General features: G+C 47.9%; 14 protein-coding genes. 13 read left to right on the forward strand and 1 reads right to left on the reverse strand.

Going from position 1 to position 16,798, the window contains the following annotated elements:
- Window positions 1-109 precede the first annotated feature (109 nt).
- The 6 genes from BM058_RS00640 to BM058_RS00665 all read left to right on the forward strand — a co-directional run bounded on the left by BM058_RS00640 (window position 110) and on the right by BM058_RS00665 (window position 6,412).
- Window positions 110-1,261 (forward strand): Gfo/Idh/MocA family protein, encoded by a 1,152-nt coding sequence (locus BM058_RS00640; RefSeq protein WP_090925106.1) that lies wholly within the window; start codon window positions 110-112, stop codon window positions 1,259-1,261.
- 15 nt (window positions 1,262-1,276) lie between these two features.
- Window positions 1,277-2,461, forward strand: a complete 1,185-nt coding sequence (locus BM058_RS00645; RefSeq protein WP_090925107.1) for a dihydrodipicolinate synthase family protein — start codon at window positions 1,277-1,279, stop codon at window positions 2,459-2,461.
- Window positions 2,458-3,279 (forward strand): sugar phosphate isomerase/epimerase family protein, encoded by an 822-nt coding sequence (locus BM058_RS00650; RefSeq protein WP_090925108.1) that lies wholly within the window; start codon window positions 2,458-2,460, stop codon window positions 3,277-3,279. Before BM058_RS00645 ends, BM058_RS00650 begins: the two co-directional genes overlap by 4 nt.
- A gap of 272 nt (window positions 3,280-3,551) precedes the next feature.
- Window positions 3,552-4,601 (forward strand): TRAP transporter substrate-binding protein, encoded by a 1,050-nt coding sequence (locus BM058_RS00655; RefSeq protein ID WP_245736752.1) that lies wholly within the window; start codon window positions 3,552-3,554, stop codon window positions 4,599-4,601.
- Between the two features lie 24 nt (window positions 4,602-4,625).
- Entirely contained in the window at window positions 4,626-5,108 is a 483-nt protein-coding gene (locus BM058_RS00660; RefSeq protein WP_090925109.1) for a TRAP transporter small permease, read from the forward strand.
- Window positions 5,105-6,412 carry a TRAP transporter large permease gene (locus BM058_RS00665; RefSeq protein WP_090925110.1) on the forward strand — a complete coding sequence of 436 codons (1,308 nt, stop codon included), beginning with the start codon at window positions 5,105-5,107 and terminating at the stop codon, window positions 6,410-6,412. The genes BM058_RS00660 and BM058_RS00665 overlap by 4 nt, the downstream gene beginning before the upstream one ends.
- A 58-nt stretch (window positions 6,413-6,470) precedes the next feature.
- Here BM058_RS00665 and BM058_RS00670 read toward each other — a convergent pair whose 3' ends face one another.
- Window positions 6,471-7,094 carry an SGNH/GDSL hydrolase family protein gene (locus tag BM058_RS00670; RefSeq protein WP_090925273.1) on the reverse strand — a complete coding sequence of 208 codons (624 nt, stop codon included), beginning with the start codon at window positions 7,092-7,094 and terminating at the stop codon, window positions 6,471-6,473.
- A gap of 197 nt (window positions 7,095-7,291) precedes the next feature.
- On the opposite strand from BM058_RS00670, the gene BM058_RS00675 reads away from it, so the two are divergent.
- The 7 genes from BM058_RS00675 (at window position 7,292) to BM058_RS00705 (ending at window position 16,787) form a co-directional block, all read left to right on the forward strand.
- Entirely contained in the window at window positions 7,292-9,310 is a 2,019-nt protein-coding gene (locus BM058_RS00675) for a beta-galactosidase (RefSeq protein WP_245736753.1), read from the forward strand.
- Window positions 9,311-9,440: 130 nt separating this feature from the next.
- Window positions 9,441-10,760: an ABC transporter substrate-binding protein gene (locus BM058_RS00680; protein WP_090925112.1), complete on the forward strand. Its 1,320-nt coding sequence runs from the start codon at window positions 9,441-9,443 to the stop codon at window positions 10,758-10,760.
- Window positions 10,761-10,901: 141 nt separating this feature from the next.
- A complete protein-coding gene (locus BM058_RS00685) occupies window positions 10,902-11,840 on the forward strand; it encodes a carbohydrate ABC transporter permease (RefSeq protein ID WP_177195371.1) in 939 nt (312 codons plus the stop codon).
- 20 nt (window positions 11,841-11,860) lie between these two features.
- Window positions 11,861-12,703, forward strand: coding sequence for a carbohydrate ABC transporter permease (locus BM058_RS00690; protein ID WP_090925113.1), 843 nt, complete (start codon window positions 11,861-11,863; stop codon window positions 12,701-12,703).
- 18 nt (window positions 12,704-12,721) lie between these two features.
- Window positions 12,722-13,354, forward strand: a complete 633-nt coding sequence (locus BM058_RS00695) for a YesL family protein (RefSeq protein WP_090925114.1) — start codon at window positions 12,722-12,724, stop codon at window positions 13,352-13,354.
- A 29-nt stretch (window positions 13,355-13,383) separates the two neighbouring features.
- Window positions 13,384-15,183 carry a cache domain-containing sensor histidine kinase gene (locus BM058_RS00700; protein ID WP_090925115.1) on the forward strand — a complete coding sequence of 600 codons (1,800 nt, stop codon included), beginning with the start codon at window positions 13,384-13,386 and terminating at the stop codon, window positions 15,181-15,183.
- Complete coding sequence (locus BM058_RS00705) at window positions 15,168-16,787, forward strand: response regulator transcription factor (protein ID WP_090925116.1); 1,620 nt, start codon at window positions 15,168-15,170, stop codon at window positions 16,785-16,787. Before BM058_RS00700 ends, BM058_RS00705 begins: the two co-directional genes overlap by 16 nt.
- Window positions 16,788-16,798: the final 11 nt, after the last annotated feature.

Here is a 16,798-nt window from a genome sequence, read left to right on the forward strand (position 1 = left end):
TCTTCTTTTTTTGTTCCGATTTTGAGACGGCGGTTCCCTAACTAATAAGACATAATGTATGCGTTTTTATAAGATATAGGTACATTGAATAGAAAAGAGGGGATTCTCGATGGCTGTACAGAAAATCGGCATTATCATGAATGGTGTAACAGGCCGGATGGGCACGAATCAGCATTTGATCCGTTCCATCAAGGCAATACGGGAACAAGGCGGCGTAGCACTTGGAGATGGAGAATATCTCATGCCGGACCCGGTTCTTGTCGGACGCAATGAGAAAAAACTGCAGGTGCTTGCCGAAGACCACAATATTGACCGCTGGACAACGGATCTTGATGCGGCACTTGAAGATTCCTACAACCAGATCTATTTTGATTCCCAGACAACGGTCCGCCGCGCAGAAGGCATCAAGCAGGCCATCGCAGCCGGTAAACACATTTACTGCGAAAAACCGACAGCCACTTCTGTGGAAGAATCCATTGAACTGGCGCGGCTCGCCAAAGAAGCCGGCGTGAAAAACGGTGTCGTGCAGGACAAACTGTTTCTGCCGGGTCTCATGAAACTCAAGCGTCTCATTGATGCCGGTTTCTTCGGAGAAATGCTCTCCGTACGCATGGAATTCGGCTACTGGGTATTTGAAGGAGATTGGCAGGAAGGACAGCGTCCGTCCTGGAACTACAAAAAAGAAGAAGGCGGCGGCATTATCGTCGACATGTTCGCCCACTGGAGATATGTAATCGATAACCTGTTCGGTAACGTCCAGTCGCTCTCCTGCATCGGTGCGACCCACATTTCTGAGCGGGTGGATGAGAACGGCAAGCGGTATAAAGCTACAGCCGACGATGCAGCGTACGGGACGTTTGAACTCGACAACGGGGTTATCGTCCAGGCGAACTCGTCCTGGGCGGTACGTGTCAACCGCGATGACCTCCTGACCATCCAGGTTGACGGCACCGAAGGAAGTGCCGTGGCGGGACTGCGTGAATGCAAAACGCAGCACCGGGTCAATACACCGAAACCGGTATGGAATCCGGATATCGAAAATCCTTTTGATTTTGAAGACCAGTGGCAGGAAGTACCTGACAATCAGGTTTTTGACAACGGTTTTAAAGTACAGTGGGAAATGTTTCTGAAGCACGTACACACCGGCGAGCCGTTCCCGTGGGATCTTCTTGAAGGCGCGAAAGGCACCCAGCTGTCTGACCTCGGCCTGCAGGCCTGGGAAGAACGCAAATGGGTGGACGTACCGGAAATCAAACTGTAGGAGGTTGAAAATCATATGGTTCAATCATTGATACTGCCAAAAGCGGGTGGAGAATTATACACGTATACCCCTTCGGAGAAACCGGCTTTTAAAGTGGAAAAAGGGAAGTCGTTTGAAAAACGGACGGCGTTCTCAGCTGCCCACGTGGTCTGCGATCCGATGGCGGATGCCGATCCGCTGAATAACGCACAGATTGACTGGCAGGCGACGATGGAATATCGTCATTATCTGTGGTCTCTCGGCTTTGGTGTAGCAGAAGCGATGGACACGTCGCAGCGCGGCATGGGGCTGAGCTGGGAAAGCGCGAAAGAACTGATCCGCCGTTCTATTCCGGAAGCCCGTTCTGTAGGCGGACGGATCGCCTGCGGCACCGGAACGGACCAGCTCACCCCGTCTCCGGACCTGACTCTTGAACAGGTGGAACAGGCGTACATGGAGCAGTGTGAATTCGTAGAAGGCGAAGGTGGTCAGATCATTATGATGTCGAGCCGCGCGCTTGCTGCCTGCGCCAAAAGCCCTGAAGATTATGAAAGGGTCTACGGCAAAGTTCTCGGCAGTGTCTCCCAGCCTGTGATTCTGCACTGGCTCGGCGACATGTTCGACCCGAACCTGAAGGGGTACTGGGGATATGAAGACCTCGACAAAGCAACCGAGGTATGCCTGAAAGTCATTCAGGACAATGCGGCCAAAATCGACGGTGTGAAAATATCCCTGCTGGATAAAGACCGCGAGATTGATATCAGAAACAGACTGCCGGAAGGTGTGAAAGTATATACCGGTGATGACTTTAACTATCCCGAATTGATCAAAGGCGACGAAAACGGCTACAGCGATGCGCTTCTCGGTATTTTCGATGCTATCGCGCCAGCTGCCGCAGCCGGCCTGCAGGCGCTCGATGAAGGCAATATAGAACGCTACCACGACATTCTGGATAAAACGGTGCCGCTTGCCCGGCATATTTTCCAGCATCCGACGTTTGCCTACAAAACCGGCGTCGTCTTCATGGCGTACCTGAACGGGCATCAGTCCCACTTCCGCATGATCGGCGGCGCGGAAGGTTCACGCTCCATAATCCATCTCAGCGACCTCTTTGTGATGGCAGATGAAGCCGGACTTCTTGAAGATCCTGAGATGGCCGTTGCGCGGATGCGTCCGGTATTCGAGCAGGCGGGAGTGAAACAGGGGGTGCAGACGTCATGAGTGGTACACCATCTTTGGACCGGATCAGCCTGAATCAGATTACAACCGAGCACTGGTCGCTCGAAGAAGCAGTGGAAGGATGCCTTCGTCATGATGTGCCCTGGATTTCCGTCTGGCGCCACAAGATTCATGAAATTGGTCTTTCCAAGAGCCGGAAACTTATTCAGGATGCCGGTTTGAACGTATCAAGCATCTGCCGGGGCGGTATGTTCCCGGCTCCGACACCGGAAGAGAGACGAGAGCGGATTGAAGATAATAAACGCGCCATTGAAGAGGCCGCAGAGCTAGGTACTGATGTACTTGTACTCGTCTGCGGCCCGGCTCCGGACAAAGATATCGACAGCGCCCGGAAGTGGGTGGAAGAAGGAATCGAAGAATTAATTCCGTTTGCCCGGGAGCATGGCATCAAGCTCGGTATAGAACCGCTTCATCCAATGTATGCCGCGGATCGTTCCGTCATTTCCACCCTCGGCCAGGCCAATACCATCAGTGAAAGACTGCAGTCCGATTATGTTGGTGTGGTTGTGGATGTTTTCCACGTCTGGTGGGATCCTGATCTGTACCGTGAAATAGAACGCGCACGAGGCAGCATTCTCGGCTTTCACGTATCCGACTGGGTCGTCCCGCTTCCTGATATCTTTAAGGCAAGAGGTATGATGGGAGATGGCGTGATTGAATTAAGACGGATGCGCCAAGCTGTTGAAGCAGCCGGCTACCACGGCCCGATTGAGGTTGAAATCATAAACGACGCCATTTGGAATCAGCCCGGTGACGAGACATTGAAGCAGATGAAAGAACGGTATGTAGAACACGTTTAGGCATGTAACAAGAAAAAGAAGCTCCTTTTCTCTATAATAGATGAAAAGGAGTTTTTTTCGTCTTCCATTGTTTTTTCTTCTTTTTGAAATAGGTGCGATAGAAATGTCGATTCCACTTAAATACAGAAATACTTCTGAAAATGATAAAACAGTTCTTATAGTAATAAGAATAGACCAACATAAACAGATATAATTAAAAACAAACAAATGCAAAGGTCTTTGTAAGGGGTTTCAGATTTTTCTTGGTAAAAACTATTTATGGAGGAATCAATGTGAAAAAACTATTTCTTTCAAGCATTTTCGTCATGCTGATGCTGATAGGTGCTGCCTGCGCTTCTTCCAGTACAGAGACATCCGGTGCGGGTGAAAATGGAAGCGATAACACAGGCATTCAGGAACGCAGTCTTACACTCGCCCATATTCACGGATCGGCCAGTCCGGTATACGAAAGTCTGGAGAACTTTGAAAAAAAGGTTGAAAATCGTTCCGACGGCAAGATTCAGATTAATATCTACGGCCAGGGGACTCTCGGAGGAGAAACAGAAATGCTGGAACTTTTAAAGACGGGAGTTCTTGACATGGCGAAAGTGAATGCCGGTAAGCTGGAAAGTTTTTCAGAGCAGTTTTCCGTATTCAGCCTTCCGTATATATTTGAAAACACTGAGCATTTTCAGAGTGTCATGCATTCGGATACAGTAGAGCAGATGTATGCTGATCTGGAATCGAAAGGTTTGCGTGGCATTACTCATTATAGAGCAGGAAAGCGCAGCTTTTATACAATAGATACTCCGATTGAGAAACCAACTGATCTGGAAGGTCTGAAAATCAGGGTTATGAATAACGCTACGTCGATTCGGACGATGGAACTGCTTGGGGCGTCCCCTACTCCGATGGCGGCTTCAAACGTATACTCCGCCATGCAGCAGGGTGTCATTGACGGTGCGGAAAGCAGTCACATTGCACTGACTGATGCGAACCACGGCGAAGTCGCCAAAGCTTTCTCTTATGACGAGCATACACGGATCCCCGACTTTTTGACGATGAGTGAACAGACGTGGAACAGTTTCACGAACGAGGAAAAGCAGTTGATCCAGAAAGCTGCGGATGAAACGTCCGATGGTCACAGTAAGCGCTGGGAAGAATTAATGGCCCAAAGTAAGGAAAAAGCCAAACAGGAAATGAATGTAACATTTTATGAGAATATCAATAAGGAACCATTCCGTGAAAAAGTACAGCCGCTGATTGAAGAACGTCGTGAGAATGATAGAATTGCACAGATTTTGGACAGGTTTAACAGTTTGAAAGAAGAAAGCAGCCAATAGAAGCTGGAAGGAGGAAACGTACCTATGCAGAAAACTAAAAAAGCTATCGACAACTTTCTACTGATTACAGCCAGTATCCTGCTTTTGGTTTTGACTCTGGTGACGCTTTGGCAGGTATTCACCCGTTTTGTGCTGGGAAGTCCGAGCGTGGCAACAGAAGAAATAGCAGGCTTTTCCCTCATTTGGATAGCCATGCTCGGCGCAGCGTATGGGTTTGGCAGTGATGAGCATTTATCGCTGGATTTTATCAGGGAAAGATTCCAGGGAAGAGCGTATCTTGGAGTTCGTGCCGCTATAGATGCAGTGGTGCTGCTGTTTGCCCTGTTTGTACTGGTCATTGGAGGAGGTATCCTGGTCAACGTAACATGGAGTGAAGTATCTCCGATCATGGGTTTTTCCATGGGGGCCGTGTACAGCATCGTGCCGATTTCGGGAGTATTCATTATCATTTATCAGGTAATGAATGTCTTGACTAGAAACAGTGCAAAAGGGGAGGAACAAACATGAGTGTTACCATTTTGACAACTATCGTATTATTTGGAGTATTCTTTATCCTACTGTTTGTAGGGGTTCCGATATCGGTCAGCATCACTGTAGCTACTATTTTGGCCGGCCTGATTGTACTGCCGATGGATTCCTCTCTGCTTGTCGCATCCCAGCAGATTATATCAGGCATTGACAGTTTCGTGTTGGTGGCGCTTGTCTTTTTCATGCTTGCGGGAAGTATTATGAACAACGGGGGGATCGCTCAGCGCCTGATTAATCTGGCAAAACTGGTCGGCGGAAGAATGTCCGGCTCCCTGGCCCATACGAACGTTGTAGGTAACGTGTTGTTTGGATCCATTTCCGGTTCAGCCATCGCATCTGCTGCCACGATGGGAAAAGTGATGGGACCGCAGCAGAAAAAAGAAGGATATGATCCTGCCTATTCTGCAGCGGTGAACATTGCCTCTGCTCCAACCGGACAGATTATACCACCAAGCGGTATTCCCATTATCTACTCTCTGCTCAGCGGTGGAACATCTATTGGGGCACTCTTTATAGCAGGATATGTGCCGGGGATTTTGATGGCACTGCTTGTGATGGTTGTGGCCTATATTCTCGCCAAACGTAATAATTATCCGGTGAGCGGCGGGGCAACCATGAGCGAAGCGGTCAGAGTGATCCTGCAGGCCATCCCGAGTCTATTTTTGATTGTAGTCGTTATCGGCGGTATTGCAGGAGGAGTATTCACTGCAACAGAGGGCTCCGCGATTGCTGTATTGTACGCTTTGGTGCTTAGTATGATTTATCGTGAAATATCGTTTAAGGATATACCGAAGATCATGAAAGAAACGGTCGCATTCTCCGGTATGATTCTTCTTCTTGTCGGAGCTTCCACTGCAATGTCCTGGGTTATGACATATGCCCAGATTCCACAAACGTTAACCAATGCGCTGCTTGGACTTTCGGAAAATTACTACGTTATTATGCTGATTATCGCATTGCTGCTATTGTTCGTGGGAATCTTTATGGACGTAGCTCCGGCACTGCTTGTGTTCACACCGATCTTATTCCCGGTTGCAACAGAGCTTGGCGTAGATCCGGTTCACTTCGGCATGATCATGACGATGGGGCTTGCTATCGGGGTGACAACACCACCGATTGGAACCGTCTTGTTTATAGGAAGCAGTGTCAGCGGAGTAAGTATCGAAAGGATAGTAAAACCTTTGCTCATATTCTATATACCGCTGGTCATTGCGTTGCTGCTTGTTACATTTATTCCTCAAATTAGTCTATGGCTCCCGAGAACTTTGGGAATACTGGGATAGACGCAGCCAAGAAGCCGGAACAGATTTATTCTGTTACCGGCTTTTTTAAGTTTAAGCTTTACTTATATACATGTTCCAGCCAGGTGGATGCCATCAGCATATCTCCTTTTGTGTTCATATGAACACCGTCTGTCGTCAGCGCCGTATCGGTTTTTGTATTCAGATAATTGAGAAACGCCTGGTGGGTCGGTACAAGTACCGCTTCAAATTGTTCTGCCAGGTGTTGTACTGCTTTCACGTACGGCTGGAGAAGCTTATTGCCTTCTGAAGAAGAGTCTTCATGGATAATGGTGGGTTCCATCAAAATCAGCCCTGCATTGGTATGTTCTTTCGTCTGCATAAGCAGTTTTTCATACATTTCTTCGAAAGCTTCCGGGTAAACCTGGTCGATCCAGGGACGATCCAGCTGTCTCCATACATCATTGATTCCGATGGAAATGCTCAGCCAGTCCGGCTTTAGTTCCAGCACATCTTTTTTCCAGCGTTCTTTTAAATCAGTAACACGATCTCCACCGATGCCTTGATTAAGAATATCAAGCTGCAGAGAAGGATGCCGTGTCAGCAGATAATCGTGAATCAATCGAACATATCCCTGCCCGATACTTTCTGAATCCTGCAGTCTCCCGTTTTCGGTAATACTGTCTCCTATCAATACAAGTCGGTCTTTTGTACCCCAGTTCATCATCATCATTCCTCCCTTTTTAAAATAGCAATGTATTCAGATGAATTCGGGGTGAGAAGGGGGAACACCTCCTTTTTTCGTTCAAAAAAACTGTATGATGGCATAAAGGTAAAAATCTGTATATTCCAGAATATACTTAAATATGGTAGGCTACAACAAACTATATTAAATTAATGAACAAAAAAGGGAGTGATTTTGTGAAAGCGATTTCTGATATTCTTCCCCACATAGCCTATGGCGGCGACTATAACCCGGAACAATGGAACGAAAAAGTGTGGTATGAAGATGCGGCTTTGATGCAAAAGGCAGGGGTCAATCTCGTGTCAGTCGGGATATTCAGCTGGGCGGTGCTTGAAAGAGAAGAGGACAGGTTTGATTTCACCTGGCTGGATAAAGTGATGAACATATTGCATGAACACGGCGTCGGAGTATGTCTTGCGACAGCAACGGCATCTCCTCCCGCGTGGCTGTCACGGAAATATCCTGAGACGCTGGCGGTTGATGATAAAGGGGTACCGTATTCGTTTGGCTCGCGTCAGCACTATTCCCCGAACAGCTCCATTTACCGCCGTGCGGTAAAGAAACTGGTGACGAAGCTGGCAGAGAGGTATAAAGATCATCCAGCGCTGAAGATGTGGCATATCAATAATGAATACGGGTGCCACGTGTCTGAATGCTACAGTCAAGATTCACTGGAAGCATTCCATGCCTGGCTCCGCCGTCGTTATCAAACCATCGATACATTGAACGAAAAGTGGGGAACAAACTTCTGGAGTCAGCGCTATAATTATTTCGATGATATCACATTCCTGAGTAACACACCGACATTTCCCAATCCCGGTCAGCAGCTGGATTACAAACGGTTTATGAATGACTCTCTGCTTGAGCTCTATATGGTGGAGAAAAAAATACTTCGCGATATAACTCCGGATGTGCCGGTATTTACGAACTTCATGTTTGAATTCAAGCCGCTGAATTATTTTTCCTGGGCACCGGAGCTTGATGTTGTTACATGGGATACGTATCCCGATCCACGTGAAGGTACACCGGAGGCACATGCCCTGCAGCATGATTTGATGCGGAGTCTGAAACACGGACAGCCGTTTCTCGTGATGGAACAGGTGACAAGTCACGTGAACTGGCGCGATATTAATGTACCGAAAAAACCTGGAGAGATGCGGTTGTGGAGTTACAGCGCGATAGCCCGGGGCAGTGACGGTATTATGTTTTTCCAGTGGAGGCAGAGCCGGGCCGGCGCCGAAAAATTCCACGGCGCGATGGTTCCGCATTCGGGGGATGAACAAAGCAGAACGTACCGGGAAGTGCAGCAGCTCGGACAGGAGCTCAAGCAGCTGGATTCCCTGACCGGCGCCGTTGTGCCGGCGAGAGCAGCCATCATTTTTGACTGGGAGAACTGGTGGGCTGTAGAGATGGAAGGGAAGCCTCATAACAAGTTGTCCTATCTGGAACAGGTGAAAGCCTATTACCACACGTTTTACAGACGAAATATCGCTGTGGATTTTGTCCAGCCGGGTGGTGATTTGTCTTCTTACGATCTTGTCGCAGCACCGATGCTGTATATGGTAAAGAACGGAGAAAAGAAAAACCTGGAACAATTTGTAGAGAACGGAGGGACGCTGGTTGTCAGCTTTTTCAGCGGTATAGTAGATGAAAATGATCGTATTCATCCTGATTACTACCCGGAACCGCTGCGGCACATTCTCGGGATACACGTAGAGGAATTTGTCCCCATGGCCGGAGGTGAGTGGAACCAATTATCAGCAGGCACAGACCATTACCGCTGTACCACCTGGAGTGATGTGATACATCTGGAGACTGCAGAAGCCGCAGCATATTTTACCGAGGACTGGTATCAGGGCAGACCGGCTGTTACGACGAATTCGTACGGAAAAGGGAAAGCAGTGTATGTAGGTACGGAACCTGAGCAGGCCTTTATTGATGATATTTTAACAGGTTTGATGCGGGAAAAAGGCATAACGGCACCGGCTTCCGCTCCTCCAAATGTAGAAATCGTGGAGCGCACATCCGGGAAAGGAAATCACCTTGTTATAGTAAACCATAATCAGGAAGAGGCGCGTATCGAACTGGATTCAGGCCGTTCGTATGTCGATCTTTTGGCTGGCACAAAGGTGGAAAATGAGGTGATTGTGCAGGCGGTGGATGTACTTGTGCTGCGTCAAACAGAGCAAAAATAAAAACGAATAAACACAACGATTAAAAATGTGTTACTTTTCAAAATATAGTTAACATTTGTTATATACTTTTTATTTTCGAAAGCGCCTATAATGGAAATGTAAGCACTTACAAAAAAGAGGGGGACTGGTGTTGAGAAAATGGAAAAAGTGGGCCGCTGTTTCACTTTTGACAGTAATGGCTGCCGGATGTAGTCCAGGGGGGCCGGATGAAACCAGTGATGCAGGAGCTGATGGGGAAAGTTCAGGTGAAGGGCAGACTTCCATACGGTTTTCCTGGTGGGGAAATGATGAGCGCCATGATTTGACGCAGGAAATGCTGGATTTGTTTGAAGAAGAGCATCCGGATATTACGGTGGAAGCGGAATTCACCGGCTGGGACAGCTACTGGGAAAGACTGACGACCCAGGCAGCCGGAAGCAATCTTCCGGCAGTGGTGCAGATGGATAATTCCAAACTCACAGAATATATCTCCAATGGTCTGGCTCTCGATCTGAATACGATGATTGAAGAAGGAACCATTAACATGGAAGATGTCAATGATGTGTATCAGGATATGCTCGTCGTGGATGGAAGTACCTATGCAATATCAGGAGGCTCCAACGGTCTTGCCACGATTTATAATCAGGATTTGTTTGAAGAATATGATATAAACCTGGAACCAGGGTACACGTATGAAGAACTGGGAGAGGAAATGGCCCGTGTATCGGAAGCAGAGGGAGAAGGTTTCTGGGGTTATGACTTTGTGAAGGCAGATTATGAAACATTCCGCCATTATGCCCGCCAGTTTGATCAGCACTTCTATAACGAAGATGGCACAAGTGTAGGCTTTGAAGCAGAGGTGCTCGAGGGCTTTCTTACGACCGTGACTACGTGGATAGATGAAGGTGTTGCCACACCATATGATGTGACGGCGGAAGTTAATGAGAGCGGCGAATCTATGGTTGCCAATGAAGAAGCAGCAATGGCAAGCGCGGCAAGTAATGGTCTCGTTGGGGTTCAGACACTTGCTGAAGCAGACCTTGGCTTGAATGTTATGCCGAGTGCTTCGGATGGAGAAAAATCAGGAAACTGGGTGCGTCCGAGCATGTCCTTTATGATCTCCAGCAATGTCAGTGAAGCGAAGCAGGAAGCCGCCGCCGAGCTCATTGATTTTATTACCAACAATCAGGAAGCCAATGAAATTCTACGGGCGGAACGCGGGGTTCCAATCGCTGCTTCCGTAAGAGAAAGCCTGGCTGGTCAGGTGGATCCAACAGTTCAGGAAACATTTGAATTTCTTGAGGTGCTGGAAGAGAGAGCCGGGGATCCGGAACCACTGCCGCCTCCTGGAGAATCTGAAGTCCGGGCTGCCTTTGACCGGATGCTGGAAAGCGTGAAATACGATGAAATGTTGATAGAAGAAGGAATCGACAGCTTTATGCAGGAAGCGGATCAGATTTTAAATCAATAGTTACAGCGGCGCCGGGCGAATAGTTTTCAAAGAAGAAAAAAGGCGTTGAATATAAAGGCGGGCTCATAATGGCGGGTCTGCCTTTCTCTTTTGCTTTTTGCATCGGTACAGACGTGAATGAATGGTATAGGAGAGGTGATTATGAAAACGAGTGAACCGTTGACAGAGAAAGAAATCACGCCTGAATTTGTAGAAAAAGAACGGAAAAGAAGAAACCTGCGGGAGTCGCTCACAGGGTACGCGATGATTTCGCCGTGGCTGATCGGTTTTTTTGGATTGATTATCGGCCCGATGATTTATTCTTTTATTCTGTCTTTCACCGACTATGATATGTTAAGTGCCCCGCAGTGGACTGGTTTTTCCAATTACGTGGAACTTTTCACAAATGATCCCAGGTTTATTCAATCGCTGCAGGCGACATTCACCTTTGTTGTGATTGCCATTCCATTGAAACTCGCCTTTTCGTTATTTTTGGCGCTTTTGTTTAACACCGGCAGGAAGGGTTCGGGAATATTTACGACCATTTATTATGTACCCTCCATTATCGGCGGGAGTGTGGCTATATCTGTTGTATGGCGGCAGATGTTCGGCAGAGACGGTGCCGTCAATACGATGCTGGATGCCTGGGGGCTCGATACGATCAGCTTCTTCGGGAATTCTTCTGCAGCGATGTCCATCCTGATTATTTTGATCGTGTGGCAGTTTGGTGCGCCGATGATTATTTTCCTTGCCGGGCTGCGCCAGATTCCCGATGATTTGTATGAAGCAGCCAGTGTAGACGGCGCGGGAATGATAAGGAAGTTTATAAAAGTTACGATTCCGATGCTCACGCCGATTATATTTTTCAATCTCGTGATGGAAACCATCAATGGCTTTATGACATTTACGCAGGCTTTCCTTATTACGGGCGGCGGACCACGGGATTCCACCCTGTTCTACGCCGTGTACCTTTATGAAGTCGCTTTTGAATTTCTGAACATGGGATACGCGTCAGCGATGGCATGGATTTTATTGGTTATAATCGGCGCCTTTACGCTTCTCATCTTCAAATCTTCCACGTTCTGGGTCCATTATGATTAATAAGAAAGGAAGGAAAGACGATGAATAGACGAACCACACTCTCTGATGTCATCTATTATATCTTTGTCATTGCTTTCAGCTTCTTGATGCTGTATCCCATACTGTGGATGTTCGGTACTTCGTTTAAGCCGGAGACCGAAGTCTTTTCCAACGCTGCATCCCTTATTCCGATGGACTGGGACTGGCTGAACTATCCAGAAGGATGGGACGGCTTCGGGGGAGTTGGTTTTGATGTGTTTTTCCGTAATTCCCTGTTTGTCACGGGGAGTGTTGTGATTGGATCTTTGTTATCGTGCAGTATTGTCGCTTACGGGTTTGCCCGGATTAATTTCAGGTTCCGGAAGCTTTTATTTGCGTGTCTGATTTCCACTGTTTTGCTTCCCATTCAGATTATACTCGTTCCACAGTATCTTTTGTTTGAACAGCTGAACTGGGTCAACACGTTTTATCCGCTGATTGTTCCGCACTTTCTCGGGGGAACGCCGTTTTTCATCTTTCTGCTTATACAATTCATCCGCGGCATTCCGCGTGAACTGGATGAAGCCGCGATTATTGATGGTTGTTCGAGGTTCGGGGTGTTCTGGAGGATTGTACTGCCGATGCTTAAGCCCGCGCTGGTGACTGTAGCCATTTTTGCTTTCATGTGGTCCTGGGATGACTTTCTGACACCTCTTATTTATCTGAACAGTGTCGAAATTCAGACTGTGTCACTCGGTCTGCGGAACTTTATGGATGCAGAGGCCGGTACTTCGTGGGGGCCGCTTCTGGCGATGTCTTCTTTGTCTTTACTCCCGCAGTTTATTTTGTTTTTGTTCTTCCAGCGCTACTTGGTAGAAGGAATTGCAACGACTGGTATCAAATAAGTATAAAGGGTGAAGAAAATGATCGAACGGTTGGGGAACGGGGCTTTTTCGATTTGCGAATGGCTGGCACGTCTTGCGGTTATCAATATGTTCTGGCTTCTCTTTACAGCGGCAGGGCTGGGATTGTTTGGCTGGGCTCCTGCGACAGCTGCCGCATTTGCGGTGATGCGCAGTGCCTTTTTGAATGGCGGGCTGGCTGATCAGGATACACGCTCGGTGTTCCGGGAGTTCAAATCCGTCTTTCAAAACGAGTTTGTTCCAGCGAACATTATAGGATTTCTGCTCTTGTGGGGAGGAGCCCTGCTTATTTTGAGCGGCTGGTCGATGGAAGCGATGGAAGTCTCCCTGCTCCCTCGTCTGGTTCTCATCGGTGCAGCCTCCATGTTCCTGCTCGTGCTGCTTCTCGTTTTTCCGGTACGCACCCACATGGAAACATCGATTCAGGGCGCGGTCCGGTATTCCCTGATGATCGGTCTTGCTAATCTTCCTTCCATGTTTATCGTATTGATTTCAGTGGCTCTGATGCTCGTACTTTTTGTCATGATTCCCGGCGTTCTTGTGTTTTATGGAGCAAGTCTGCCTGCGGCGGCTGTGATGTTTATGAGTCTGAAAATCTTTTCGAAAACAGGTTTGAATCCGATTTCCTATTAAAAAACAGCAGATGAAGCGGAGCTGACACGATGGAATTGTTTAAAAAATATAAAATCCAGAATATATTTTTTATAAGCTTTTTTCTGTTTGTGACGGTTCTGCTTGTGATCATTATCTATGTTACCTACCATTTGTCGGCACGGGAAAATATCACCACAACCATGGCACACCAGGAAGAAAAACTGAAACTGCTCGGGGAGGATTTGAGCAGCGAGCTGACCAATTACCATGAAACATCCATCGGGATGTCCCGCCAGAATGCATTTCATGATCTGCTCCACGGGGCGGGAGGCAGCGAATATGAGAAACGCCGCCTGCGCTCCTCCATGAATCTTGACTTTTCCAATATTACGTACAGTGTGCCGGGCCTTCATTCTGTTTCCATTTATATGAAGGAACCTCCAGTGAGCGGACCGCATCCTGTCCGTTATCATTCTTTTTCGGCACTGCCGGGAAGCTGGAAAGAAAAATTGAAAAATACGAGCTCGACATGGCTGGGAGAAAGAAGTGTGCAGCTCTCCTTTAACTTCGAAAATGAAGAAGTGGTCAGTTACGGAAGAAATGTCTACTCAGCCAGTGGAGAACTGCAGGCTGTATTAGTACTCAACATCAGAATATCATTCATTCAGGAATGGATGCAGAACCGGAGTGAAAGGTCCCGCTTGATGCTGATGGATGGGGAAACATCGGTATTATCCCGTACCACCTCTTTGTCGATACCGGCCGAAACGAGAGACTATATGGAAGAGACCGCCATGCGTTTTCAGGAAGAAAACGGACTCACGGATACAGCCGCCAGACAGGAGGGGCACCTGGTCGTTTCCGCGGCTGTTCCATCGGCGGACTGGACGTTGATCGAAGTTACACCGATGGAGGAATTGACGGCAGGAAGCCGGGAACTAACGGGCTGGCTGTTGTTGATCGGTGCGGTATCCGTTGTTGCTGCTTTTTTTGCCACGTTGTATCTGACAAAACGATTCACAGACCCAATCGTGTATTTAACCAAGGTTTTAAATCAATATCCACTGAAGAGTATCCCGGCAGAACTTCCCGATGACTACCAAAACGAATTCGGGCAGCTGTTCCAGGGATACCGGCAGTTAATGTACCGCAGTGACATGCTGTATCAGTCGTTAATTGATAATAACAGACGGCAGCGTAAAGCGGAGATACGGGCCCTTCAGGCTAATATCAATCCCCATTTTCTGTATAATACATTAGATCAGCTGAATTGGAGAGCCATGGAGCGCGGCGATGACGATATGAGCCGGATGATGGAACTGCTCGGCAGCATGCTGCGGATTGGATTGTCAAAAGGGGAAAGCATCATTTCTGTGCAGCAGGAAATTGACTATGTGCACCATTACCTTGAGCTGCAGAAAATCAAAATGGAGGACAGTCTTTCTTATGAAGTCATCATAGACGCGTCTGTTGAAACCTATTATATTCCAAAACTGACGTTGCAGCCGTTTGTCGAAAACGCGGTCATACACGGTCGCCCCGATACCGGCGAAGGAGTCATTAAGCTGACTGTCTCCGAAACGGCAGGCAGCATGCGCTTTGACATAACGGATAATGGTCCGGGTCTTTCATCAGACTCCGCCTCGTCCACCATTAATGCGGGAGGATACGGCATCAGAAATGTGAAAGAAAGACTGCATCTCTATTTCGGGCAGGAAGCTGTGATTTCCCTGCAGAATCAAAGTGATGGCGGTGCCGCTGCCGTCATTTCCATACCGAAAATTCAGGATACGTCTTTTTTTGATCAGAGCGACGAACACTATCTTGAACTCGAAAGGGAGAGAGGCGCAAAATGTGGAAAATCGTAATCATTGATGATGAAGACAAAGTGCTTCGCGGGATGAAACGAATTGTGCCATGGGAAGCGTTGAACTGCGAGTGGAGCGGGGAAGCTAAAAACGGACAGCAGGGGCTTGAGGTGATCCGCAGGGTGCAGCCGGACCTGGTTATTACCGATGTATACATGCCGGTAAAAAATGGACTGGATATGGTGGAAGAACTCCGAAACGAGGGATACGAAGGCCGGGTTGTCATATTGAGCGGGTACAGTGATTTTGAATATGCCAGAAAAGCGATGCGTCTTGATATTGACGATTATCTGTCCAAACCGGCATCCCGGACCACCATTGAAGAAGTGCTGAAAAATGTAGTGGCCCGTCTTGAAGAACGTACGATGGAGAAGCTTCAGTTTCTCGAACTGCGGAAAAAGGTTCAATGGTATGAGCCGCTTATTGAAAAGGAATGGATCAAGTCGATTGTGACGGGAACGAGTATGGGGACAGATCCTCCGGAAGCTCTGCAGCCGCTCTTAAAGCAGTGGGAGAAGCAGGATCACTTTATCATACTCCTCACCTATACGAATCAGCTGGAAGAATCCGATCTTTTCCAGAAAGACTGGTATTTGTTCCGTTTTGCCGCGGGCAATGTCATCAAGGAAGCGGTGCGGCAGCGGTTCCTTGATTTTGAGTTTATTGAATGCCATACGCACCAGACGGCGTTGTTCGTTCATGTTCCAAAGGGTTTCCAGGATGAAGAAAACATGCGTGAAACCGTAAAACAGGAGGTGAAGGAGAGTCTGCGGATCTACCTTCACCTTGACGTTATCATCACCTTCAGTTCCTTCACCGGGAACTGGGCCGACATTCATACGTCCACAAAAGAAGCAATCGAACATCTCCCGCTCCGATCGGATGTGCCGCTTCTTCCGGAAGTCAAAGAAGAGACAGGCTGGACAGGACAACTGCCGGTATTAACCGATTCGATGGAATGGAATCAGCAGCTCTCTTCTGCCATCCGCTATGCAGATGAGGGAAAGGCGTGCACGATCATTGACGGTTTATTCGAAAAGCTGCGGCATGAAACGTTCCATCAGCCATCCGCTGTTCATCTTGGCATCGAAATGTGGACGATGATGACCTATGCGTTGTTTGATATCGGCATCCGGATCCGTGACATGTTTCCGGAGCATTTCGACATATACAGCGTGCTGTCCAGGCAGCAGTCCTGGGAAGGCACGGCTTCTGAACTGAAAGAGATTGTCATGAAAATCTGCCATCACCAGAAATGGGATGAAAACCTGAAGCACCGGCAGCTGGTAGAGCAGATGACAGCTTTTGTCCAGGAACGGCTTCATGAAAACATCACACTTCATGATTTATCAGATGAACTATTCATTTCCCGGAACTATTTAGGCAGGATCTTTAAGAAAGTGGCGGGCGAATCGTTCAAAGATTATCTGACAAGGGTAAGGATGGAAAAAGCAAGCAATATGATTCAGGAGGGGCACTATTTAATCTATGAAATCGCGGAGAGAGTAGGGTACGGGAACCCGGCCTACTTTTCAAGCCTGTTTAAAAAATATACCGGATATACCCCGACTGAACTGATTCAAAAAAGAACCGTCGGGCAGTAAAGACAATCCCC

Origin of the sequence: Salibacterium qingdaonense (assembly GCF_900114715.1) — a bacterium.
GTDB classification, from domain to species: Bacteria; Bacillota; Bacilli; order Bacillales; family Marinococcaceae; genus Salibacterium; species Salibacterium qingdaonense.